Annotated in this window: 23 protein-coding genes; 18 read left to right on the forward strand and 5 right to left on the reverse strand. The window is 44.4% G+C overall.

Translation table 11 applies throughout. The features are described 5' to 3' along the window. The first annotated feature begins 44 nt into the window (after positions 1-44). The 8 genes from NST33_RS13985 (at position 45) to NST33_RS14020 (ending at position 8,504) form a co-directional block, all read left to right on the forward strand. Positions 45-929 (forward strand): AraC family transcriptional regulator, encoded by an 885-nt coding sequence (locus tag NST33_RS13985; protein WP_221819433.1) that lies wholly within the window; start codon positions 45-47, stop codon positions 927-929. 85 nt (positions 930-1,014) lie between these two features. Then, positions 1,015-2,280 carry an extracellular solute-binding protein gene (locus tag NST33_RS13990; RefSeq protein WP_221819432.1) on the forward strand — a complete coding sequence of 422 codons (1,266 nt, stop codon included), beginning with the start codon at positions 1,015-1,017 and terminating at the stop codon, positions 2,278-2,280. Between the two features lie 216 nt (positions 2,281-2,496). Next, positions 2,497-3,387, forward strand: a complete 891-nt coding sequence (locus tag NST33_RS13995) for a sugar ABC transporter permease (RefSeq protein ID WP_036608160.1) — start codon at positions 2,497-2,499, stop codon at positions 3,385-3,387. Positions 3,388-3,401: 14 nt separating this feature from the next. Then, entirely contained in the window at positions 3,402-4,283 is an 882-nt protein-coding gene (locus tag NST33_RS14000) for a carbohydrate ABC transporter permease (protein WP_083684212.1), read from the forward strand. Positions 4,284-4,482: 199 nt separating this feature from the next. Continuing rightward, the gene (locus NST33_RS14005) at positions 4,483-5,892 is read left to right on the forward strand and encodes a spore germination protein (RefSeq protein WP_339308368.1); all 1,410 of its coding nucleotides are present in this window, start codon (positions 4,483-4,485) and stop codon (positions 5,890-5,892) included. Between the two features lie 39 nt (positions 5,893-5,931). Further along, on the forward strand, positions 5,932-7,047 hold the full coding sequence (locus NST33_RS14010; protein ID WP_221819430.1) for an endospore germination permease: 1,116 nt from the start codon (positions 5,932-5,934) through the stop codon (positions 7,045-7,047). Positions 7,048-7,066: 19 nt separating this feature from the next. Continuing rightward, entirely contained in the window at positions 7,067-8,242 is a 1,176-nt protein-coding gene (locus NST33_RS14015; protein WP_339308370.1) for a Ger(x)C family spore germination protein, read from the forward strand. 43 nt (positions 8,243-8,285) lie between these two features. Continuing rightward, entirely contained in the window at positions 8,286-8,504 is a 219-nt protein-coding gene (locus NST33_RS14020) for a hypothetical protein (protein ID WP_339184917.1), read from the forward strand. A gap of 86 nt (positions 8,505-8,590) precedes the next feature. Here the strand turns inward: NST33_RS14020 and NST33_RS14025 are convergent, their stop codons facing one another. Then, the gene (locus NST33_RS14025; RefSeq protein WP_339184919.1) at positions 8,591-9,865 is read right to left on the reverse strand and encodes a stalk domain-containing protein; all 1,275 of its coding nucleotides are present in this window, start codon (positions 9,863-9,865) and stop codon (positions 8,591-8,593) included. A 173-nt stretch (positions 9,866-10,038) separates the two neighbouring features. Here NST33_RS14025 and NST33_RS14030 point away from each other — a divergent pair, with 173 nt between their 5' ends. Together NST33_RS14030 and NST33_RS14035 are read left to right on the forward strand one after the other, a co-directional pair. Beyond that, positions 10,039-10,407, forward strand: a complete 369-nt coding sequence (locus tag NST33_RS14030) for a hypothetical protein (RefSeq protein WP_221819426.1) — start codon at positions 10,039-10,041, stop codon at positions 10,405-10,407. 18 nt (positions 10,408-10,425) lie between these two features. Continuing rightward, complete coding sequence (locus tag NST33_RS14035; RefSeq protein ID WP_221819425.1) at positions 10,426-11,658, forward strand: sialidase family protein; 1,233 nt, start codon at positions 10,426-10,428, stop codon at positions 11,656-11,658. Between the two features lie 80 nt (positions 11,659-11,738). Here the strand turns inward: NST33_RS14035 and NST33_RS14040 are convergent, their stop codons facing one another. Together NST33_RS14040 and NST33_RS14045 are read right to left on the reverse strand one after the other, a co-directional pair. Further along, a complete protein-coding gene (locus NST33_RS14040; protein ID WP_145317541.1) occupies positions 11,739-12,164 on the reverse strand; it encodes a hypothetical protein in 426 nt (141 codons plus the stop codon). A 45-nt stretch (positions 12,165-12,209) separates the two neighbouring features. After that, positions 12,210-13,442, reverse strand: coding sequence for an ATP-binding protein (locus tag NST33_RS14045; RefSeq protein WP_221819424.1), 1,233 nt, complete (start codon positions 13,440-13,442; stop codon positions 12,210-12,212). 163 nt (positions 13,443-13,605) lie between these two features. Here NST33_RS14045 and NST33_RS14050 point away from each other — a divergent pair, with 163 nt between their 5' ends. The 5 genes from NST33_RS14050 to NST33_RS14070 all read left to right on the forward strand — a co-directional run bounded on the left by NST33_RS14050 (position 13,606) and on the right by NST33_RS14070 (position 19,764). After that, positions 13,606-13,914, forward strand: a complete 309-nt coding sequence (locus tag NST33_RS14050) for a hypothetical protein (RefSeq protein ID WP_221819423.1) — start codon at positions 13,606-13,608, stop codon at positions 13,912-13,914. Positions 13,915-14,100: 186 nt separating this feature from the next. Then, positions 14,101-14,673 (forward strand): alpha/beta fold hydrolase, encoded by a 573-nt coding sequence (locus NST33_RS14055; RefSeq protein WP_223869139.1) that lies wholly within the window; start codon positions 14,101-14,103, stop codon positions 14,671-14,673. A gap of 191 nt (positions 14,674-14,864) precedes the next feature. Continuing rightward, positions 14,865-15,863: an AraC family transcriptional regulator gene (locus tag NST33_RS14060; protein WP_221819422.1), complete on the forward strand. Its 999-nt coding sequence runs from the start codon at positions 14,865-14,867 to the stop codon at positions 15,861-15,863. Positions 15,864-15,962: 99 nt separating this feature from the next. Beyond that, positions 15,963-16,757, forward strand: a complete 795-nt coding sequence (locus NST33_RS14065; RefSeq protein ID WP_221819421.1) for an SDR family NAD(P)-dependent oxidoreductase — start codon at positions 15,963-15,965, stop codon at positions 16,755-16,757. Between the two features lie 187 nt (positions 16,758-16,944). Beyond that, positions 16,945-19,764 (forward strand): glycoside hydrolase family 2 TIM barrel-domain containing protein, encoded by a 2,820-nt coding sequence (locus NST33_RS14070; RefSeq protein ID WP_221819420.1) that lies wholly within the window; start codon positions 16,945-16,947, stop codon positions 19,762-19,764. A gap of 106 nt (positions 19,765-19,870) precedes the next feature. Here the strand turns inward: NST33_RS14070 and NST33_RS14075 are convergent, their stop codons facing one another. After that, complete coding sequence (locus NST33_RS14075) at positions 19,871-21,244, reverse strand: sugar phosphate nucleotidyltransferase (protein WP_221819419.1); 1,374 nt, start codon at positions 21,242-21,244, stop codon at positions 19,871-19,873. Between the two features lie 11 nt (positions 21,245-21,255). Next, positions 21,256-22,071, reverse strand: coding sequence for a DUF6492 family protein (locus NST33_RS14080; protein WP_221819418.1), 816 nt, complete (start codon positions 22,069-22,071; stop codon positions 21,256-21,258). A gap of 202 nt (positions 22,072-22,273) precedes the next feature. On the opposite strand from NST33_RS14080, the gene NST33_RS14085 reads away from it, so the two are divergent. The 3 genes from NST33_RS14085 (at position 22,274) to NST33_RS14095 (ending at position 25,277) form a co-directional block, all read left to right on the forward strand. Next, positions 22,274-23,038 (forward strand): YheC/YheD family protein, encoded by a 765-nt coding sequence (locus NST33_RS14085; RefSeq protein ID WP_260632630.1) that lies wholly within the window; start codon positions 22,274-22,276, stop codon positions 23,036-23,038. 198 nt (positions 23,039-23,236) lie between these two features. After that, a complete protein-coding gene (locus NST33_RS14090; protein WP_221819416.1) occupies positions 23,237-23,977 on the forward strand; it encodes a LytTR family DNA-binding domain-containing protein in 741 nt (246 codons plus the stop codon). 13 nt (positions 23,978-23,990) lie between these two features. Continuing rightward, a complete protein-coding gene (locus NST33_RS14095) occupies positions 23,991-25,277 on the forward strand; it encodes a GHKL domain-containing protein (protein WP_339308376.1) in 1,287 nt (428 codons plus the stop codon). Positions 25,278-25,386 lie beyond the last annotated feature (109 nt).

The raw sequence follows: 25,386 nt of genomic DNA on the forward strand, positions 1-25,386 counted from the left end.
AGACGAGGAGTTATTTTCATTGGAAATAAATGGAGGGTGATACGATGGGCGTACCCACTTTTTTGGAGACAGGCCATATGCAAGAAGGTTTTCCCATTCGGGTAATTCATACAGGAAATCAGTTCAATTATGCTGCACACTGGCATGATGAGGTTGAGCTGGTTCTCGTCAATGGTAAAAGCGCCAGAATTGGTGTGAACGACCACGTGTGTGAGTTGGAAAAAGGGGATGTGCTGCTGATCAAACCAGGGGATGTGCACTGCTTTTTGCCGGGGACCGAACATTTGACCATTATCTTGTTCCGACTCGAATTGTTAACCGGGAGTTTCACGACCGAAGCCGAAATTCAGGATCTCGGACAACTTTTCAACAAAACAACAGTTATTCCTTCGAATACGGGAAGTCAGAACAATCTGACTCAATATATAGATGATATCATTACCGAGAAGAAAAATCAGAAGCCCGGATACCGATGGTTAATGGTATCCAGGTTGTATGATCTCATCATACTTTTATTGCGTACAAAAGTACCGGTTACCACCGATGAATCTTCATCTTCAGGATGGGCATGTACTTCATCCAAAAAATTTGAATTCCTTGAATCGGTCTGTGAATACCTGGAGGAGCACTATGCTGAGTCCATTAAGCTGGAACAGGTGGCGGAACATATTAAATTTAGCAAGTTCCATGTCTGCAAGCTGTTCAAAGAGATCAAGGGAGTAACACTGATGGAATACTTGAATCATTTTCGAATTATCAAGTCAGAGTGGGCCTTATTGTTCCGTCAGGATACGATTCTGGAGATTGCGATTGGACATGGATTTAACAATGTTAACTCCTATAATCGTCTTTTCAAAAAATATAATGGCTGTACACCCTCCGAATTTCGTAAGAAACATCGGACGAATATCACAAAATATGAAGGGTAATGCACAATATTTATGGAGAAAGCCCTCTCCAAAATCAATATACTCTAATAAATTGTAAGCGTTTCCTTTTTGAAGGAGGGGGCCTATGAAGAAGTGGTTTAAGCCAACTATTGTATTTGTATGTGCAGTGATGTTGTTAGCTGGTTGTCAGTTCAGTCCATCGAATCAAACCAAGCAACAGGAGATTACCGTGTGGAGTTTTACGGATGAAGCAGGGTACGCCATCGAGAAATTCGAACAGAAATATCCTGACATCAAAGTGAACTTTGTCAACATCCCTGGTAATTTCTATATCACCAAGCTGAAATCTGCGCTACAGACAACCTCGAAGGCTCCAGATGTATTTATGATTGAAAATGCGAATATTCGAGAGCTGATTGACGTTCCATATCTGGAGAATTTATCAGCTTCGCCGTATAACGCCAATGAACTTATCCAGGAACAATATGCTTTTGTTCAGGCCAATGAACAGGACAGTGATGGAAATGTCAGAGCGATAGGTTATCAGGGAACACCAGGGGGCATCTACTATCGTCGGGATTTGGCCAAGAAATATCTGGGCACCGATGATCCTGAGCAGGTGGGTTCACAGATCGATACATGGGAGAAGATCTTCGAGATTGGAGAGAAGGTACAGCAACTTAGCGGGAATAAAGTACATGCATTGGCGAATTGGAATGCTATATCGAATTCATATGATGGTATACCTTGGGTGAAGGACGGCAAACTTGTCATCGATCCAACGTACTTGGAAGTGCTCGATCTTGTACGTGAAGCACGTGAGCGGAATGTACTTGCCGAGTATGAAGATGGAAGTGCCGGTTACGCTGCATCCATGCAAAAAGGAGAGGTCATGTTCTATCCCGGGGCAACCTGGGGTTTGCAATATACGTTCAAGGCAAACGCTCCGGATACCGAAGGCATGTGGGGCTTAGCCCAGGGACCTTCAGCCTTTAGTTCAGGTGGAACCTATATCGCGATGTACAGTAAAAGTGAGAAAAAGGATTTGGCCTGGAAGTTTATTGAGTTTTATAATTTTGACCACGATTTTCTGTCCGAGTTAGCAAAAGAACAGGATTATTTCACCAGCAACATGGTTGTGAATGATGAACTTGCCCCGTCTCTCTCATCGTCCTATTTGGGAGGACAGAAGCATTTCGAGTTTTTCTCGGAGGCTGCAAAACGGGTACCTGTATACGAACGCACCAAATATGATGCCACGATTAACAATGATATCTACAAGATTGTACTCCAGTTATATCTCAATAAGGACATTCAGACCAAAGATGAAGTCGTAAAGCGAATCAAACGTGATGTTACCTTGAGATTTCCGGAACTGGAAGTGGATTAGCTTAGGACGTGTCTCAAAACTCGCTGAAGTGCATCTTTTACCGCCTTTTCGCCCCATGCTGTGTCACTTTCCCTTGACGTGCCCCGGCACGCCTGCGGAAAACTTCCTTGCTTGGAACGAAAATTCGGCAAAATCTGCTTCCTTCGGAGTTTTCAGACACGCCCTAGAAGTAAGCGAATGAATATACACATCCGATGATAACTGGGGGGATAGAACATGTTTGCCAAAACGATTCGCAAGGACCATTACGGCTACTACTTCATTGCTCCGTTTTTTATTATTTTCACCACTTTTGGGCTGTATCCCATTTTATATTCCCTCTACATCAGTTTCACCAACTTTGATGGGATCACGACACCTGATTTTGTAGGGATCGGTAACTACGTTGCCGTATTACAAGATCCGTTGTTCTACAAAACCTTGTTTAATACGTTATTCATCTGGGGAGTCTCCGTGGTTCCGCAGCTGACAATCTCACTTGTGTTGGCTTTTATCTTGAATGATAAGCTGCTCAAAGGACGGGACTTTTTCAGAGCCGTATACTTTTTTCCCAACATCGTTACGGCGGCATCACTTGGATTGCTTGTCAGCTTGATTTTTGACTGGCAGTCTGGCGGACTGAATCATTTTTTGGTGCAGACCGGCATAATACAAGATCCAATTAACTGGAAAAATGATCCCTGGTTTATGCGTCTGATTGTATCATCCATTTTGTTTTTTCAATACTTTGGCTATTCGATGGTCATCTACTTAGCTGGTCTTCAGGGCATTGACCCTTCTCTGCTGGAGGCTGCCCAGATGGATGGCGCGAAAAAGAAACATATTTTCATTCATATAATCGTGCCGATGCTCCGTCCAATTATTCTGTTTCAGATGATTACATCCATTATTGGGGGCATCCAGATTTTCGATCAGCCATTTACACTAACCAACGGCAATGGCGGTCCTGACCGGGCAGCCATGACGAGCATTATGTATCTCTATAATGTAGCATTTCAGAGCACACGATTTGGTTACGGTGCTGCCATCGCATTTTGCCTGTTTATTATCATCATATTGTTGTCCGTTGCATCCTTCATCATGACCAAGCGGAAGAGCCGTTCATAGGGAGGGGAGTTCTTATGCAAACTGCAAAATCAGTTGAACAACCAAATGCGGCGATTCAGCAATATGCCAATACAAGGGGGCTGACGGCAGGCAAAATCATCATCTATCTGTTGCTGACAGGTCTTGCCGTGCTATGCATTATTCCATTTTATCTGATGCTTATCTATTCCACACACAATAATGCAACGATTGCTTCAACGTTCACCTTTCTTCCCGGATCATTCTTGATTGATAACTATATGAACATGGTATCCAAAATCAACATATGGCGTGGGTTTGCCAACAGCATATTTATTGCCGGAACATCGACCGTATTGTCTCTGTATATTGGGGCCTTAACTGCGTATGGATTTGCCAAATTTAAATTCAAAGGACGAAACGGATTGTTCCTGTTTCTGTTAGCAACCATGATGGTACCGGGTCAACTGGCTTTGATTGGCGTATATCGACTATTCAGCATGATGGGACTTCTGGATAGTTATGCCGCAATTATTTTGCCTGCTGCGGCTAATGCGTTTAATGTATTTTTTATCAAGCAGTTCATGGAGAGCAGCATCCCGGATGAGATTATTGAATCTGCTCGGGTGGACAGTGCCGGTGAGTTCCGGACGTTCAATCAGATTGTACTGCCTATTCTGGGGCCGGCAATCGCCGCCCTTGGCATATTCACGTTTATCGGATCATGGAATAATTTCCTGACACCGCTTGTGCTGTTTTTCTCCCTGGATAAATATCCGCTTCCAGTATTGGTTGCGCTAGTGCAGGGGTACTACGGGATGGATTATGGGCTCTTGTATTTGGGGGTAGCGATCTCAATCCTGCCTATTATTATTGTATTCTCTATATTTTCCAAACAGATTATTGGGAGTGTTGCTTTGGGTGCTGTGAAAGGATAGTGATTAATAGAAAATAGGGAATTGCAAAGAGCAAGATCAACGGATTCGCAGAAATGATTAACGTTTTATATCATCAGAGTCGCTCATGAGGGCGGCTTTTTTGGCATTCTATATTTTGCGTATATATCCCATCTGATAAGTAAAGGATACCTTTAACTGAGAATATCTGGACGGAGTGTTTACGGAAAGGAGAGGCGTCATGGACACATCAGAGATAACACAACAGGACCTGCCATTAACCGGAAATCTTGCTATTGATCAAGAAATGTTACGCTCCGTTTTTGCGGGTTGCTCGGACGTTGTATTTCATACATTCCAAACCGCGTGTCTTACATCAGCATTATGCGTATATTGTGTTGGTGTATGCGATACGGAGCGGCTGGAACGCCAGGTACTAACGCCCCTTCAGGAAACAGGGATCGAAGCTGCGCAAGTTCCTCTAGCTTCAGTTAAGCATGTTGAAACGACTACTCAGGCAGTACAGGCCATATTAGAAGGAGAAGCTCTGTTACTGCTGGACGGTTCAATAGGCGGAACTACATATCCTCTATACCAAGCTGCAAATCGTTCAACGGAGGAACCGTTAGCTGAATCGACCGTGCGTGGTGCACGGGATGGGTTCACAGAGTCGTTGACCATGAATATGTCTTTACTGCGCAAACGCCTCAAGACACCTGCATTGAAGATTCATACACGTAACATGGGAGAACGTACAAACACCAGTATTTCACTTGTATACATGGAGGGGATTATTGACCCCAAACTTGTTAAGGAAGTGCAGACACGACTTGCCGATTTAAAGCTCCAAGACGTACTGGAGAGTCAATACATTGAAGAAGGGATTGTCGATGAGCGATATTCACCATTTCCACAGATGATTGCGACGGAGCGTCCGGATGTCGTTGCTTCCAACTTGCTGGAAGGTCGGTTTGCTATTCTCGTTGACGGAACGCCGTTTACCCTTATCGCGCCAGTAACCATTTTTTCCATGTTACAATCCCCTGAAGATTATTATCAAAATGTGTTCATGAGTGTTTTTGTACGCTGGCTGCGATACATTTTTTTTGTTTTATCCATGCTGCTTCCATCGGCTTATGTAGCGATTACTACGTTTCATCAGGAGATGATTCCTACCGTATTGCTTCTCAGTATTGCTCGGGCGAGAGAAGAGATCCCTTTTCCCGCACTGGTGGAAGCGCTCATTATGGAAATTGCCTTTGAAGCACTGCGTGAGGCTGGCGTCCGATTGCCAAAGCAGGTCGGATCAGCGGTCAGTATCGTGGGAGCCTTAATTATTGGGCAAGCGGCGACGAGTGCCGGAATTGTCTCAGCCCCCATGATTATCATTGTCGCGATTACTGGTATCGCTTCTTTCATGATCCCTCGCTATGCTGCCAGCATCGCGACCCGTCTGCTACGTTTTCCCATGATGTTTCTGGCAGGAACGCTGGGCCTCACGGGTGTCATGCTGGGAGTCATCTTGGTTGTCATTCATCTAAGCAGTCTTCGTTCATTTGGAACACCTTATCTCTCACCGGTAGCACCTACGATGGCTAAGGAACTTAAGGATGTATGGTGGCGTCCATCCCCAAGGAACAAACCACACTAGAACAATCTACATTCGAGCAAACAGGGAGCGGGATTACATATGTTGACGGACAAAGGGAAAATATCGGTGACTCAATTGGCATTTATGGTCTTTCCCGCCATTATCGCGACGGCTATCTTATCTGTGCCTGGAATTACAATGCACTATGCGGGACATGACATGTGGATGACTCCAATCATAGGTTCTATCGTTGGTTTGGCTGCTATTGGTATTTCCGTTGGACTTGATCGTCTGTACCCAGGAAAAACGCTCATTCAATCCAGTGTATTGATCGTCGGTCGGATTCCGGGCAAGTTATTCGGTCTGATCTATATCGCTTTCTTGCCCCACCTGACGGGCTTGATTATTCGGGAATACGGTGAATTCATTGTCAATAATGCACTTCCGCGTACACCTTTGTTTGTTGTGATGGGTACGATGGTTGTTGTATGTGCGATTAATGTTAGACTCGGAATTGAAGTTGTCGGACGAACCTCTCAGGTGTTTGTTACCCTGCTGATCGTGCTGCTGGCTTTGATCTTTATATTGTTGATTGGTGAATTGAATCCTGCCGAGCTGTTTCCTTTTATGGAGAAAGGTCCAATTCCCATTATTACCGGGGCTGCTGCACCTGCTGCATGGTTTAGTGAGTATATTGTGTTGGCTTTTCTGCTACCTTATGTGAATGAAAAAAAACGAATAACCCGGGTCATGCTGGGTTCCCTTGTATTTACAACAACTGCAATGACAGTTACCAATCTGTTTTGCCTGTTTTTAATTGGTGATTTGACGGATACATTTGTATTTCCAGTCATGATCGCAGCAAGATACATAACCATTGCAGACTTTCTGCAGCATATCGAATCCCTTATTATTGCCATCTGGATTTTCGGTATTTTCGTTAAAATTTCCGTTTTTCTATATATCTTTGCTACATCAACCGCGGAATGGTTTGGTTTGCGGGACTACAAACCTGTGGTTGGTCCACTTTCGTTTCTGTGCATGGTATTTGCTTACTGGGTTGTGTCCGGTGGATCTGGTGTTTCCAGTTTGGTTAGTGCTTCAGCCAATTTGTATACGATCAGTATTTTATTAATCCTTCCGGCTATGATCTATGGTGTTGCATGGCTGAAGAAAGGGTGGGCACATTTTCGGAAGAATCGAGCGAACACCTGATTGATGGGGGGAGGAGCACTTGCGAATATATAGAGTACTACTAATGCCAATATTGTGTTGTGTGCTTTTAAGTGGATGTTGGGATCGTATCGAGATTAACGATTTGGCTATCGTGCTGGCTACAGGGATAGATTATGAAGATGGCAAAGTACAATTGACTTCACAGATTTTTATTCCGCGAAAGGCGAGTGCAGGAGATAGCAGTGGGAGTGGAGGCAGTCCAAGCGGGGTAACAATGATTCGAACAGCGGAAGGACGTACAATTGCCGAGGCATTGAATCGGTTACAACGTAAAGTTCCACGGAATATGTTCTGGGGCCATTGCGAAGTCATCATCATTAGTGAGCAAGCCGGCAAACGCGGTATCCGCGAGTATATCGATTTTTTCCTGCGTTACCCTCAGTTCAGGGAGCATGCATATGTCTTTTCCAGCGAAAAGGCTGCGAAAGATATCCTTGCGTTACTTGATCCACTGGAGCGAAGTTCTGCTGAATCGCTACGTGAGATGGCCAATCTGAAGTTAGGTACACGTGTCACTGCCCTTGAACTGGCTAAATCTATTGAAGGTCCGAGCTGTTCCGCTATTTTGTCTCGCATGTTAATCTTACCTCCGGAGCCCGATCAGGATAAACTGACGACAACGCCATATGTGAAAGGCCTGAGTATGTATAAGAAGGATCGCTATGTCAAGACGATCAAAGAACCACTAAGCGTAGGTGTATTACTACTTGCAAAAGAACTGAACAACATTATCATGCCCGTTGAGTTTGAGCCGTTAGAGGGTTCTTTCTCGATAAGACTCCTTGAAAATAAAACCTCCTTGAAGCCGCGAATTGTAAACCAACAGTGGAGTATGAAGGTCGACATCCAAACCAGGGGAGAAGTGGTGTTAAATACGACGGATGCCAATCTGACTGATCCCGCTGTACTAACTAAACTGGAAAAGGAATGGTCGGCTAAGCTCACATCTTTGGCTCATGATGCTATAGTCATGTCTCAGAAAGAGCTGCGCTCCGATTTCTTCAAATTCGCAGTTGAATTCCGCAGATATTATCCGCACCAATGGAAGGTGCAGGAGAAGAACTGGGAAACCATCTACCCTGATATGGACGTGGAAGTCAAAGTAGATGCACATGTAGTACGTACCGGAAAATCAACAGGACCTCAGGGGATACCTAATGAGGATGAAAGTTGAACAGAATCAGCTCCTGTACAAGCTCGAGAAGAGAGGTGATTGCATGAAACTAGGCTCAATCCTTGGAATTTTGATGCTGGCGACTGCGATAGTGTATGGAGAGTGGAAGAGCAGCAAAGAGAAGCGAGCCAGAATAGTAAGCGCGGGAATTACTGCAGTGGCGGCAGTAATTGGGATCATTCTTCTCTTTCAGCCCCGTTTGCCTGGTCCTACCCAGATTGTGAAGTTTTTATTTGGAAGTGTGGATAAATTTATGAAGTGAAATGATGGAGAAAGAATGACCAAGTCTCTGAGTACCAGAGGCGTGGTCATTCTTTTATTTAAGTGAGCTGTATCCAGTCAGAATGTTTACTCTTTGATCACAGAAGCATTCACGGCATCTTCCATTTTCGTATTGTAGGAACGGAACAGACCCAGGCGCCAGAAAGCGGCTCCTTTGAGGTTATAACGTTTGGCGAGACCGAGCTTATCATCAACAGAGGACGGCGTTTCACTGCTTAGACTGATTCCGAGCAAAAGCTTGTTCTTTGGGACACCGGCCTGTATGGCTAATTGGATCGCCTGATCCACAAGACTATTTGGCTCAGGTACCTGAGATTTGGTGCCAACCGGATTATACTGATAGGCCATAATGATCAGATCATCTGCGATGGAGGCAAGTGTTTTGTAATCATACCCTTTATAAGCACTATTTAGCGGCGGTACCGCCAGAGATAAAGCTGTGTCCAGGGGCAAGGAGCTTCTTAATTGCTTCACGTAAGCATTGAGCAGCCTCTGTTGTTCTACCGCATCCAGTTTGAAGCCCAGTCCTTCAAAATCCAGAACAACTCCGCCAAAACCATGCTCTGCTACAGCAGCAGTTATACCTTCAATCGATTTCTGCCGCAGACTGCTGTCGCTCAGAACTTTGGTCAGTTCGCCGTTTCCATCCAATGCATACACCATGAGCTGTGGTTGGATCTGTTGATCTGCTGCGTCAGCAACGATAGACTGCGGTGTAACATCACCCGCAGCAGCAGGGAGACGGTACTCATCCCCTTGGAGCGTGAACTGACCTTCACGATCAATGCGGCTCCAGCCAAAGGCCACGGAATTCATGGAAGTAATAAGGTCCTTTTCTTGAAAGGATTGCAATGCATAGAAGGCTCTCAGGTGCATCTCGCGTTGTGGGGAGATAAGGGAGACCGTCTTGGTTGCCTGATTCCAGCTTGCACTTACACCGAATTGATTACTAAAAGAACTGAGTGGAATAAGCACGCGTCCTTCGCGCTGAACGGGTGCTGCAGCAAGTGTAACTTTTTTTCCATTTACGGTCGCTGTGGTGCTGCCAACTTGTAATAGTACCTCAGTAGTTTGTCCTTTCACAGTGTTCGTTGCTTTTACAGTCTGTGATCTGCTGTTCCAGGTAATATCGATACCTAGGGCTTCCCCGACCGTCCGAAACGGGACGTAAGTGACACCTTTATCAACTCGTGGAGCTGCATCAAACTTCAGGGGAACATCATCCAAGTGTACTGAAATGGCTGGGGCAGCATAGGCTCCACCGATATTGGGTGTACTTCCAAGGATAGAGAGAGCAATTACAGTAACCGCGGCGATTTTTCCTACACGTTTAATAAGCATGATTTGTGTCCTCCAACTCCGAACATGATAGTAGAATTTTGTTATGAACAGTAATCTAGTAATCTAGCATAACAAAATTTGCAAGTAGATCCAATATTCAATTGAGATCCTAGTCATAACGGTAGCAGAAAAACGAATATACTTTACTATATATTGCGGAAGGAGTGTGCTTTTTGCCAAACTCTACGGGTTTTATTTACAATCCAACATCGGGTGAAACCCAATCCACTCAACTCATTGTAACGTGCATTAATGATTCCCTTAATGCTCCAGTCAGTATTGAGTTGGAAATTTTCAGATGGGACACCACTCAAACTGCGCGCATACCTATAGGTCATGATCTGTTTGAATTACTACCTCAAGCGACCCGAAGCTTAATCTATCCATTGATCAATGCTGCTTTTTACGAGGTGCAAAGCGATTATTTTAGTGCTACAAGTACGATCATTCATGTATACGGTGTTAATTCTACAGGTCAGATCATCCAACGTGTACTTCAATCGGAGATGACATTAATTGACCGGTTCACAAATATCCCTTAAAGGAATCGAGGTGAGCAGATGGTAGTTGTGAATATTACCGGGGCTTTGGCAGGCAGTCAATTCGAACCCTCAATTGCAGTTAATACGCTGAACCCGAATATTATGTGCGTGGTAGCTGTGGATACCAGTACCGGGCCAACATTGACTGGTTTCTATCGTTCCATTAATGGAGGCAGTACCTGGACCACCACTGTGCTTCCTCAACCGGCAGGGTATGCAGGAGCAGAGGCGCCTACGATAGACTATACGTTTCCGAATACCTTTATCGTTACCGTACATTTGTTTAACGGGATCAATGATGGGACGATTGCGAGTTATACTTCTTTTGATGATGGACTTACGTGGCAGCCACCGGTTATCGTCCAAGCGGGGTTCGGTACTATTGTTCATAATGATGAGCCTTTAATAGCTGTTGATCGTTCTCCAGGTAGCCCTTATCGAGGCCATGCATATGTCGGATATACTCCGCTTGCTACCGCATCTTCCGCTATATTTACGCAAAGATCGCTCACTCAGGGGATAACCTGGGAGCCACCTGACCGACAGTCGAATCCGCGAGGAATTCATGACCGGGCAGCGTTGGCTGTTGGATTCTCGGGTCAAGTCTATGCAGGATATATCATTACGGGTCCTGCCAGTCCGTCCGCTTTATTACGTATTTCGTACGATGGGGGCATTACCTATCAACCTCTTCTGGAAAGACAGGCAACGTTTATTTCATCCGTAGTACCGGCACCTTCGCCTTTACCTGTGCCAAATTATGCTTTTCGAGTGCAGACCAACCTAAGTCTGGGAGCAGATATTTCCGTTGGACCTAACAGTGGAACTGTGTATGCCGTTTGGAATGATGCACGTGCCGGATATACCGATGTTTTACTCTGTGAATCTCCGGATGGCCTTTTATGGTCAGACCCCATCAGTATCACAGGCGCGCCACCGGGTACACAGAATTTTTTCCCGTCGATAACCGTATCACCTTTTGCAGGGACGATCAGGGTTATTTATTACTCCAATCGAATTGACGGATTCCTGCTGGACGTTTTTGTTGCGGAATCATTTGATGGCGGGACCAGCTTCTCCAATCGACGTATCACAACTACATCTTTTAATCCAAACGGCAACTCTCCGATGCCCACAGTACTCATTGGAGATTATATTACTGCGGCTACAGTTAGTCCGGATAATCTCGCAGCAGTGTGGATGGCCACAACGCCGCCCACGGGTAAGCTGGATGTTTATTTTGGTAACTGATTCAATGTAAACTGGAACACCCCCACACCTTAATCTTTATGAACAAACAGATTAAGAGTATGGGGGTGGAGGTGTTCATTTTAATCCGAAACGACAAATCCGTCGAAACTCTCTGGGCCAACTCGAACCGTTCCGAGCAGGTTGGTACTGATAAATGCGCTGTAGGTTAATTGTGGCACGATCGGTGTGTTAAAGTCATTGGCAGAGAAAACGATCACTTCAGGGTTAAGCAGACCGTTCAGACCGTACGTGTAGTTTCCGGAGTAAACAATCGGATCGGTTGCAACTGTACCTCTTACAATAATAATCCTCACTTGAAATAGGGCAAGTGGTAATTGTACCGTTATGGTTCCTTTTAGGGAGACTCTTAGGTTGGGTCCCGCTCCGGCAGTCTGCAGACCAATCTGGCCGAATAACTGAGGCGTGTTAATCACTGGAATCGGTATGGAAATAGAATTAAACAACGCAGCATTTTGCGATGATCTTGCATCCAGAAATTGTGTCAACATATATACCTCCTATCCGTTCAGATAGAATAATATATTCATCATTCAGATTTTCGCATGGACGGAGGGTGCAGCGCTGGAGATATTAAAGACAAACCGACTGCCCATAGGACTGGACTCTTTAAGCCATACAACGCCACCCATTAATTCAGCGAGTTGTTTACAGATGGACAAGCCCAGCCCGGCTCCGCCATATTTTCCTGAATTACCATGAATCTGGGAATAGGATTTGAACAACAGATCCTGACGATCCTGCGGGATACCGATGCCCGTATCTCTTATCTCGTAGGATGCATGGAGAGTACCTTTTTTATCAGCAGATACCTCAGTAGAGATACATACTTCCCCTTTTTCAGTGAATTTAAGCGCATTCCCAACGAGATTGATTAGAATCTGACGAACTTTGTGCTGATCACCCATAAGCATCAGATGATCAGTAATATTGTATTCTGCGTACAACCTAATTCCTTTTTTCTGTGCTTCAGAAGAGAATAATTGTAATACATGTTCAACTGTTTCAGTGACACTATAAGATTTGATCTCCAGAGAGATCGCACCAGCTTCTGCTTTGGAGTAGTCTAGAATTTGATCCATCATCGACAGAAGGCTGGTACCACTTGACTCAATGACATTAACATATAACGATTGATCCTCACTCAGCCTGGTCGATTGCAACAGATTGGCCATTGCAAGAACACCATTCATTGGCGTCCGGATTTCGTGGCTGAGAACGGCCAGCAAATTTTTCTTTTCTTCAAGCACTTTTGCAGCGGTCTCTTCCGCCTGTTTTAACTGTTGCAGAGTTGTTTCCATCTCAAGAAGACTCGTGAAAAATGAAGACAAGGCCAGAAGCAGATCCACGTCCTTTTGTTGATATGAATAGAAATCCTGATCAAATGAGCAGAGGGAGCCGTAAATTTCTCCGTTCTCATTATGTATGGGCACACCGACAAATGAGCATCCACCTACGAATTCGGTTGCGTCCATATGTCTGGTTAGTGGATGGGTTAGATTATTATGGATTACTAACGGGCCTTGGGAATGTTCAGTCACAAGTGCACAGTATGACTCGGCGTTATCAACGACCAGCCCCTCACCCAGAATTAGTTTGTCACGATTATATACGTTCAGAACTTTGGTAGATAGATGATCCAACTGGGCAATACAAAACGTATTTGCAGGAATTAACCTGCTTGCCGTGTCCATGACGTTAGCAGCCGAATCATATAATTTATGTGAGACAATGGATAGTACATCAATGAATTCTGTTTTCAACATATTGATTTGACTCCTCCTGATTGTAGAAATTCGTTGTGCACTGTATTCAGTATATATGAATTGTAAGAAGAGAGCATGGTTGGTTTTGACAGTGAAAGACGGAAATGAGAAAATATATTGCTGTGGAACATGTATATATTAATAAAGTTTTGGAGGCAAATCAATGAATCAGCGTTTTCGAATTACCCGATCCATGCAAGAAAGCAATGCGGAACAATCCATCTCGCTGGAAGAGTGCAAACTCTACTTCGAATCCCAACCCGATTTTACCTATTCACCGGTTCTTAACATTGTAGGAGCTGAGAGCACCATGACCATCGAGGGGGACTTTTTTATGTGGGACCTTGAGGGTGCACAGATTGCTTTTCGTTTGTACATGGGGGATCTGTATGTAGCTATTTCTAACGAAGCTATTGTTCCCAAAATGATTGAGATTGCAACGGATCTACGTGCAGATATCGTTGAAGGATAAGAAGTACAGAACTAGAGTTTGATAATAGCGTAATCATGTTGGTTGTAGTCTGCTTTAGACACTCCTGTAAAAATGAGACTAAAGGTTCATTTATATTCCATATGTTAGATTGTAATATATGGAATATAAAACATTTTACAGGAGGGTAATGAAGTGAAAAAGACCAAATTAATACTTGTTGTATTCATGAGTATGATCCTTGCCTTATCAATAACTGGAATAGGATCGAGTTCAAAGGCTTCTGCGGCTACGGCACGTACACCCATTGTATTGGTACATGGATTGACTGGTTCAGATAGCAATTTTACAGCAATTGAGAGTTATTTACGTAGCCAAGGGTGGACAAGAGACGAATTATTTGCGATTGACCTTCCTAGCAAACAAGGAAACCAGCTGTTGAACTCCGCAGCAATTAGTCGATTCGTAGATGATGTTCTGCGCGAAACGGGTCATACAAAAGTCAATATTATAGCTCATAGCATGGGTGGAGCTAATAGTCTCTATTACATACTTAACCGTGGAGGCGCTTCCAAAGTGGATAAGTTGATTACCCTTGGCGGGGCTAATCGATTGACCACAACGACAGCTCCGAGTGGAATAAAGGTGACTTCGATCTATTCCACCAGTGACACGATTGTGTCCCCGGTACTTTCCCGGTTGAACGGGGCGAACAACGTTTCGGTTTCCCTCGTATCCCATATCGGTCTGCTGTTTAACTCACGGGTGAATGCCCTGATCAAAACTGCGTTGAATGAATAGCTGAACATACAAAATGTGCAATTTTCATAATATACTGAATGATTGACTTGAACACGACTGACCATTCATGGTTAGTCGTGTTTTCGTATTACCCGGAAATGCCTCGCTGAGGTAAGTTTCAAAAATAGGTACATCCATTCTATAATTAGAAATCAGAATAAAAAAGGAACAAGTTAAAGGAGTCTGTATACATGCAATCTCAACCGAATGATCGAATTAAAGTTCATCCAGGCTTTTGGGCTGGATTACATCAATTAGGGATTGGTGCCGACGACATCGCTCGCACAGCACAACTATCTCTTGAGACAATAAATCAACCTGTAGTGACCCAATCTCAATACTTCGCAATCTGGCAGGCCTACTCTGATCTAAATAGGAACACCGCCGAGGGCATCATCAAACTTGCAACCGGATATGAAATATCGAAGTATCCTCCGCCTGTACTGGCGATGTATCATGCTCGTGATTATCGTGATGCGTTGAATCGCATGGTGCGTTACAAGCAAATGTGTCCTCCCGAGAGTTTGCAGATTACCGAAGCAGGGGAGGAATGTATCATTGAACTAGGATGGTTACATAAGGAGCAACCAGGTCCGCCATTACTGGTCGGTATTACGCTGGCATTTCTGATCGAACTTGGACGGAGGGGCACAGGACAACCTTTGATTGCAAAACGGGTTGAGTTCTCCCAACCGATGGGTGACGTAGCCACCCTTGAGGATTACTTCGGCTGCCGAGTCGATACGAATTCCAACTATAATCGGCTGACGCTGGAACGGAAAGATCTGAGTCTTCCATTTCTATCGTATAACGAGGAGTTACTGGAGATTCTGACCCCGGCACTGGATCGGTCGCTCGACGAACAAGAGAGCAATCGTTCCGTTACTGAAGTGGTCAAATGGATTATGAAACGCAGCCTCACAGGAAAGCGCCCTGACATCCAGACGGTCGCCAAAGAGCTTCGCATGAGTGAGCGCAGCTTGCAGCGGCGACTGACGGAGGAGAACACAAACTTCAAGCAATTATTAACCGAGGCCAGACGTGAGCAGGCCCGAGCATATCTTGCAGATCCTTCACTTGATATCAAAGAAGTGGCATTTCTGGTTGGATATGAAGACCAGAATTCGTTCTATCGTGCTTTCAAGACCTGGGAAGGGGATACACCTTCCAATTGGCGTGTAAGGCAATAACTCTGGCGCAAAATACTAGTTACTAGGTCCTTCAGACTGCGTAATATTATACCTATCCGGTGCTGCCGGATAGTTGTAATCATGAAGGAGAAATGCAGGATGGATATGGGACTAAAAGAGAAAACAGCTTTAGTTACAGGATCAACAAAAGGGATCGGTAAAGCGATTGCTATAGAACTCGCCCGAGAAGGAGTAAATGTTCTCATTAATGGACGTAATGATGAAGAGGTGGAACGAACAGTTCTTGAAATCAAGTCCACTTTTCCAAAGACCTCTCCGCAAAAGGCTACCGCTGATCTTGTGGATCTGGCGCAACGCCAAGCTTTATTCGAGAAATTTCCTGAAGTTGATATATTAATCAATAACATGGGGATATATGAAATCATGAGTTATGAAGACATAAATGATGAAGTGTGGGAGAAATATTTCCGTACTAATGTACTTGCTGCCAATGGCTTGTCTCAATTTTATTTACCTAAAATGGTGAAGAACAATGACGGGCGTATTATTTTCATCGCAAGTGAAGAAGCCCTTATGCCTTCAGGCCAGATGCCCCAGTATTGCATGACCAAGTCAATGCTGCTGTCATTATCCAAAAGTTTGTCCAAACTGACAGCAGGGACCGAGGTTACGATCAATACGATCCTGCCAGGGCCGACACTTTCCGAAAATGTACAAGAAATCATTGAGGGCATATACCCTGATGAGACGTTGACTTTCGAGGAAAAAGAGAAAGATTTTATGAAGAGTAATCTGTCACAGTCCGAATTACAGCGATTCATCAAGCCAAGTGAAATAGGCAGACTCGCTGCATTTGTATGCAGCCCATATGCTTCAGCCTTCAGAGGCTCTCCCATCCGGATGGACGGGGGCATGGTTCCCACCATATTTTAAAATTGTTCAGGATACAGGATAGTATCCATAAGATGTCGCCAGTCTTGGCGACTTTTTTATTTGTAAAATAATCTATGCGAGGGGCGTCAATCGAGTTTATAATACAGGTATGATTTTCGAAAACGATTTCTGTTCATTGGAAGCGATTACTTTTATCGATTATATGAATCTAAAAGGGGACACTATCATGATAGCTGCATTAAATCTGGAAGGCATATGGAAACTCCAACTCGATGAACATAAGGTGGAACGTGGTCTGAATTTCTCAGACGTTATTACATTGCCAAATACTACATCTCATGCGGCCAAGGGCAAGAAAAACGAGAATGTGTTAATCGGTGCGCTGACGGATGAGTACTTATTTGAGGGTTATGCCTGGTTTTCACGAGAGATTGAAATTCCCGAACAGTTGGCTGGCAAATGTTGCTTCTTGCATCTGGAACGAACAAGAGTTACCACAGTCTGGATTGATGGGGTGGAATGCGGAACACAAAACAGTCTGAACACACCTCACCGTTACGAGATTGAGGCAGGGCTAACCGCTGGGACTCATACAATTACCATACGAGTGGACAATACCAATTATCCAACCAAAGGTGGTCATCTTACATCCGAAGACACGCAGACGAATTGGAACGGCATCACCGGGAAATTGGAACTTCAATTTTTCGGGCGTGTTTTCCTGGATAATGTTCAGGTCTATCCCGATCTTGCGACTCGATCTTTCGAGATCAAGGCAGCACTTGTTGGTGACCTGCAAGAAGTACGAATCGTGGTATCAGCTGTTGCTGTCAGTGCAGATCCAGTTCATACGACCGAGGAACAGATTTTCGCCCCGGATTCGCAGGAAATCCAGCTGACGTACAAGATTGGCGAAGATGCGATGTTATGGAGTGATGATGAACCTAACCTGTACCAACTTCATATTCATCTGCAAGATCAGAACGGCGAAGTGCTGGATTCCACCGAAGTATGGACGGGATTAAGGGAATTCCGGGCTGCTGGAGACAAATTCACCATTAATGGTCGCAAAACGTTTCTTCGAGGCAAACATGACGGGCTGATCTTTCCGCTCACGGGATACGCGCCAACAGATGTGGATGAGTGGGTTCGTATCCTCGCTATCTCCAAGTCCTACGGTATCAATCACTACCGTTTCCATACCTGTTGTCCTCCGGAGGCTGCTTTTATTGCAGCGGATCTGCTCGGCATCTACATGGAGCCTGAACTTCCGTTCTGGGGAACTATTACGGATGAATCTTCGGATGGGCATAATCAAGCCGAGCAGGATTACTTGATTAGCGAAGGATTTGCGATGCTGCGTGCTTTTGGTAATCATCCTTCGTTTGTCATGATGTCCATGGGGAATGAACTATGGGGAAGCAAGGACAGATTGAATTCGATCCTGAAGGCATACAAAGCATATGATCATCGTCATCTATACACCGAAGGTTCGAATAACTTTCAGTTTGTGCCGGACATTCTGGAGGAAAGTGAATTCTTCTGCGGGGTTCGTTTCTCCAAAGAGCGCCTGTTCAGAGGTTCATATGCGATGTGTGATGCTCCGCTTGGTCACGTGCAGACCGACCTGCCAAATACATTAAAAGATTACGATTCAAACATTGTACCTGAGCAAGGCAGCGATGCTGACCCTTCTGGTCAGACTGGGGACAAAGAGATTCAGATTCAGTATGGGACAGGTTCCAAAACAGTGCAGGCCGAAGCTGGAAGTGACCAACTTGTCTCACACGTACCAATCATCTCGCATGAAATTGGACAGTACGCCACGTTTCCCAATTTCGAGGAGATCAACAAGTATACGGGTTCTCTCAAAGCCAAGAATTTCGAAGTATTTCGAGAGCGTCTGAATGCCAAAGGACTGGGACATCTGGCGGAAGCATACTTCAGAGCCTCTGGTAAACTCGCGGTCGCATGTTACAAGGAAGAACTGGAAGCTGCTTTTCGTTCGCAGCAACTAGCCGGGTTCCAGCTGCTGGATCTTCAGGATTTCAGTGGTCAGGGAACAGCGCTGGTGGGTGTACTGGACGCATTCATGGATTCCAAAGGCATGATTACACCTGAGGAGTGGAGAACGTTCTGTTCCGACGCAGTTTTGTTGGCGAGATTCCCCAAATATAATTATCAAGCGGGTGAATTGTTCGAAGCACGCATTGAACTAAGTTACTTCCGGAGACAAGCCTTGGATGGACTTCAATTGAAGTGGGAAATTCAAAGCGAACAGATCGAAGGAAGCGTCCTATTGGAAGGGAAAGTAGACCTGCCAGCGAACCATGGAGAACATTATGTGAATATCGCGGATCTCAGCATTCGCATTCCTGAAGTCTCCAATATGACCAAAGTGGAGCTTAGACTGTCCATTCCGGGCACGGATATCCGTAAGTCTTACGACCTGTGGATCTACCCGAGCCAACTGGACGTGGAATTCACCGGATTAAATCTCTTTACCGAACTCTCCGAAGCAGCGCTGGTGTTGCTAGAACAGGGAGAGGATATCATGCTTTTCCCAAATCCCGACCAGATTCAACATGCGATTCAAGGTTTCTATAGCACCGATTTCTGGTCTTATCCCATGTTTCGTTCCATATCAGAGAATATGAAAAGAGAGGTTCCCGTGGGCACGATGGGCTTGTTGATTCAGAGGGATCATCCAGCATTCGAACATTTTGTCACGGAAGATTACTCGACCTATCCGTGGTGGAATATCGTATCCAACTCGTCCTCGATGATTTTGGATGAACTTGGGCCAGAAATTACGCCGATCGTGCAGACCATTGACAATTTTGAGCGAAACCACAAGCTCGGCCTGTTGATGGAGTGTCGGGTCCGGAAGGGGAGAGTGCTGATGGGAGCGCTGAATCTGGAGCGTCTGATGACTACATTGGAGGGCAGACAGTTGTTATACAGCTTCCAGCGTTATGTACAAAGTTCCGCTTACCAGCCAGTTGCACGTCTGGAAGTAGAGGAACTTCGCAAGTTGTTTAACTAAGATATAGGGAGAAGAAGTGTCAGGTTTCCCTTAATTATGCCAACGAGCCCCTTCCGCGAATGGAAGGGGCTACAAGACATGCAGATTGAATCGGTTCATTTTCTCATTAAGCGTTAGATGAACCTGCACTTTTTAGGATTACATTCCAATCTTCTTCTTCAAAAAGTATGTTGTTTTTCTCCTCTGTTACTCCGATCCGGACCTCAAGGATCACCATCCTGGTTTCAGCCAGAATAGAAAAGAGACTCTCCTTGGTAATTGCGAACTGATTGCCCATACTCACTTGGATGACCTTTCCGTTGACAAGCACTTGCCCACTGCCTGCAAGCACGGTCCATGCTCTACACCCAGTTCTATGCCAGTTCAACCCGATATGTTTGCCCGGTAGAACCGTTATGTTTAATGTGGTTACAGTTGTATTCTCATCTTCAAACGAACTCTCAATGACACGATAATTGCCCCAAGTTGCTTCACCATACATCGGTTTTAATGGCAAGTTACCCAATTGCGCTTTAATTTCATTTGAATTATTTTTGTTGGCAATGAGAATGCCATCCGGACTTGCGGCAGCGATAATACCTGGCACACCAATGACTTGAATGGGGTAGGGAAGCTCGTTAATAATATAGGAATCGGAGGAAGAACCCGAGATTCCACCGTGTCCGATTACATGGGTATCTAACTGTGCGCACAGCGTATCCCAGCTTCCGATATCCTGCCATACTCCCTTATAAGGAAGGACTACGGCCCGCTGCGCCTTTTCTGCAACATGCTTATCAAAACTGCGTTCAGGCAACGCTTCATACAGGGACGACAATTGATCATAATGAACCGGAAGCCCCATTTTTTTAATATGGGATATCATAAACTCGACGGTGAATGCGTACACACCGCAGTTCCATAGTGCCCCACGTTGTAGCAGAGTTTCAGCAATGGTGGCTTCGGGTTTTTCTATAAATTGTGTTATGGGCGCATAAGCATTACGTTCTTCCCCACCCGGCAGGATGTATCCATACTGCTCTGAAGCATGTGTAGGCCTTGTCCCAATTAAAGCGATATCGGCTTGAGAATGTTTCAATATATCCGGCAGTAATTGGAAGTTGCTGAAAAAATCTTCACCAGCGAACACATCAGCTGGAGCGATACAGATCACATCGTCATCTTTGGCCATTCGGAAGGATTGCAGATATAACGTCGCTAAGGCCGCCGCGGTAAAAGTGCCTCGTTTATAAGGTTCCCCGATGACTGGTATTTTGCCTTGAGTATGTCGAGCCGTAATATTAGCCTGGTCCTGATGTGAAATAATGAGTGTTGAATCCGTTAGGGATGAACTGTCAAGCTGGCGGCATACTCTGCTGATCATGGATTCCCTACCTCCAGCGGGTGATGGAAGTATATCTATGAACAGCTTGGAGCGAAGCTCATTGGATAAAGGCCAGAGCCTTTTGCCAGAGCCGCCGCACAGCAGTACGATATGCATGGGCTTCCTCCTTAAGCTCGGGGAGCTTTACTATAGATTTTCCGTTTATGAAAGGAAAGAGATCGGTATTTAAGAGCCAGATTACGGATTTGTTGCTCTTTTAACGAAGAAGCGTTCACATTCAGACTTTTATTCTTGGAACTTCTAAGGACCATGCTGCCTGGGTTTTTCGTATACATAAAATTGGCATACGTTTCATATTCGGAGAAACCAAACTGCTTTTTCTTATTAATATTGGAGATGATCGCTTTGTACCATGGCAGCTTATGAACCGCTTCAATTTTCTGTTTTAAGGCAGCGAGTTTCGATTTGTCGAACAGCATATAATGAGTGACAAAAGAGCGGGGACGCGGAGCTTTCATGCCTAACAACTTGCGGTAGGTATTGAAATATTCCGGCTGGCTCCAGTCACGGCAGTAAAAGACTGTTTTGCCTTCTACAAGAAATGAATGAGGTTTAATCAGTACGGTATCTGCATCCATGACTAGAAAGTACTTTGCCTTCACAATGGAATCTCCGTTCATTTTGAGCAGCTGCTGATATAACCAGCCTGACCGATTCCATCGGGAGGACTGGTAGTGTATGTCGTTTTTGGTTATAGGCAGGACGGATCGCTCATTAACAAAAATGCAGTTTTTAAGGGAACAGAGTTTTCTGATTTTGGTGCTGACCGGAGAAACAATATATATGCTTCCAATGGGATGTTTTACATAACGGCGAATGTTATCGATGACGAGGGGAAGGGTAGCCAAATCTTTCTCGATCGCGGGTATAAGAACATCAATCTTAGGCGCATTATTCAACCGGATTCCAGGCAGGACGGACATCTTCTCAACTCCTTGCACAAATCGTGATGACTCATTATATGGTATGTGTGCAAAAGTGTTTTGGTCAGGGCATGTGCAAATATACATTTTTACGAATAGGGGCTTTTGTTGAGGGTTCCTTTATCGGTATTACATATAATGCTTGCAGGATCTTGATCAAACAGCAGGCTTTGATTCGGTTGCTGAAGGGAGAGTTTACGACATGGGAGTTGATAAGTTGCAGCCGTTAAGAAGCAAGTGGTTAAAAACAAAATTGATCATTAATAATGAATTAATTAAACCGTTTATCCCCGACACACAGAAATATAACAAGACGAATCTGAAATCCATGATCAGCAAATATGGAATGGTCTATGTCAAACCCGAGAGAGGTACTTTCGGGATGGGTGTTATTAAGGCAGAGATGGAAAGTCAGCAACATTTTGTCTATCAGATAGAGCAAAAACGCCTGACGTTTGACAGCTTTGAATCGTTTTATAGCAGTCTGACTCGTTTGGTGCATAAAAGAAGTTATCTGATTCAGAGAGGAATCCATCTGCTTAAGCATAATAACAGACGTTTTGACATCCGAGTCATGATACAGCTAAGCCCGACCAAACAGTGGGAAGCTACCGGAATCATCGGCCGACTGGGTCATCCAAAGAAAATCGTAACCAATTATCATAGTGGTGGTACACCGATGGATATTCACAAGCTGCTACAATCACATGCATCCACTAAACGCAGGAATGAACTGGTTCAGGAGATGAATGAGCTTAGCCTGCGCATAGCTCGTCATATGAAAAAAAAGTACCCGCATCTTAAGCAAATTGGTGTAGATATCGGCCTTGACCACAGTCTGAAACCCTGGATTATTGAGGTGAATGTCAAACCTGACCCATATATATTCAATCAATTAAAGGACAAGACGATGTATCGCAAGGTAATACGATATTACCGCCACGCTGTGCCCAAAAAATCAGAATAACAGACCGCACTTTTCATAGAAATGGCTGGAGAAGGTTTCAAGTTCAAGAGTCGCCAATGTGGCGACTTTTTTTGTTGATCTGCGTTTGAGGGTCGGAATAATGCATTTCATCCCAATTCGACTCCCAAACCTATGCTAAAATAGTATATTCGAGAGTGAAATTCAGAGTCGATGTCGATGAAAGGCGGATGTTCCCCCATGTTCAATATTGCAATCTGTGATGATGAGGAGCAGCAACGAGAACGTGTGAAATCCATGCTGGTCTCCTTATCTCTAAAAACCAATTTTGATTTTCAAATTAGCCTATTCACATCTGGTGAACAACTGCTCTCACACTACAGAGAGGTTGGGGATACATTCAATATTCTCATCTTGGATGTGGAGATGGGCGGAATGAACGGGATTCAGACCGCTAAAGAGATCAGGAACATGAAGTTTCTGGATGTACAGATTATGTTTCTGACCAGTTACCCGGAATATATGGTGGAGAGCTTTGATGTCATCACCTTTCAATATCTGATCAAGCCAATCCAGCCGCAAGTTTTCGAGGAAAAGATGATTAAGCTGTGTCAATATTTTCAGGCATTGGACAAAAAGTATATATTAATCAAATCAGATTATGATGAACTGCTTTTGAAATATGATGATATTCTCTGGATTGAGGTCGTCAAAAGTTTAACGATCAAGAACAAGTTGAATTTTGTGACTCAGGAAAATGTATATGAGACCAAAGGCATTTTATCCAGCTACGCTACCGGTTTGAAAGACCATGGTTTCTTGCAGATTCATCGCTCAATTATCATTAACCTGATGCATGTTCAGAAGTTTTCCGGCACCCAAGTCGTCATGTTGAATGGAACGGAACTGCCCATAGGTCGCTCCAAGGTCAAGGAAGTCAAGGATGCCTATACCAAATACATGATTATGAGGATTCAATGACATGGATACGTATATGATATTTTCTATCTTCTTCGTGACTTTACTTATGGCATTTCAGGCGAATTTTTATTTTGATTCTGTGTTGGGCAAGTCCAACCGTAAACCGCGTAGAGCGATCTATTTCTTGGTATTTGTCATGTTGGGTTATTTTTATTGGGTTTCTTCCTTCTCTGATATTGGTTCCACTGCGGTTGCTCTGCTATTAATCTTCAGTCTGGCACAATCCTATGAAGTAGAGTTTAAAATCAAGCTTGTTTTTACCATCCTGTATGGGGTTCTAATTACTATGGCAAATGCCATCGCTGTATATATTCTCGGTGTTCTGGAATCCGCGGATTACAGTTCAATGGATCAGTTTAACGGAGAAGACCACTGGGTTCTCTCCAAGGTTATGCTGCTTGGTTGCAGCATCATGTTCGTTGTCATTCAAGTTGTCCGTCTCGTCGCCAAACGTAGAAGTTTTGCCGTTCACTATCGGTATTATTTGCTGTTTCTCATCGTACCGATCATTACGATCTATCAGATCAATGTGGCCTCCATATACAGTGAAAAGAACATATTTTACGTCTTTTCTGTACTGGGCTCTCTTTTTCTCAATGTGTTCATAGTCTATGTGTTCGATAATATGGTGGAAAAGGTACAGCTTGTGCATGCAAATGCCCAGTTACAGCGTCAGATGGATCATCAGGATGCCAACTATGAGAAGACCGTTCACAGTTTCAAAAACATTAAAAGCATCATCCATGATATTAACCAGCAGTTTCTGTATATTGATGAATGTATCCAACGTAACGAACTGGCGGCGGCAGGTGACCATATCAAGTCTACACTGAATACGATTGAAGGTGCTTACCAGCGGGTGAACTCCGGCAATCTAGTCATTGATGCACTCGTTACAAATACCTTGGCTATGGGGCAGGCAAACGGGATCAAAATCGACACCAAAATCCAGCTTCACTCGCAACATGTGCAGATTGATCGATATGATCTGTGCGTGGTGCTCGGTAACATGCTCGATAATGCGATCGAGGCTTCCAAGAAGGTCAGACAAGCCGAGGATCGATATATCCTGATTGCCATTCACTCCACATCATCTGCACTTGTCATCCAGATTATGAATCATGTGGAGCAACCGATAGTTGACTTGAAAAGTGACAAGCCCAATCCGGAGTACCATGGGATCGGTCTAACCAATATATCGAGAATGTGCGAGAAATATGGTGGACATATGAGTATTGAGCATCAGCATCGGAAATTTAACAACATGGTCGTACTTCCGTTCCACACCGACAACCCCTGAATCTACCATTCAGGGGTTGTTTTTTTCCATTCAGGGTCCGTTTGCGTTCGAACAGTCTCTTCCCGGATATGATGAATTCATTCATAAGAACATTTGAGGGAGGACATAG

The organism is Paenibacillus sp. FSL L8-0435 (genome assembly GCF_037965655.1).
GTDB lineage: Bacteria > Bacillota > Bacilli > Paenibacillales > Paenibacillaceae > Paenibacillus.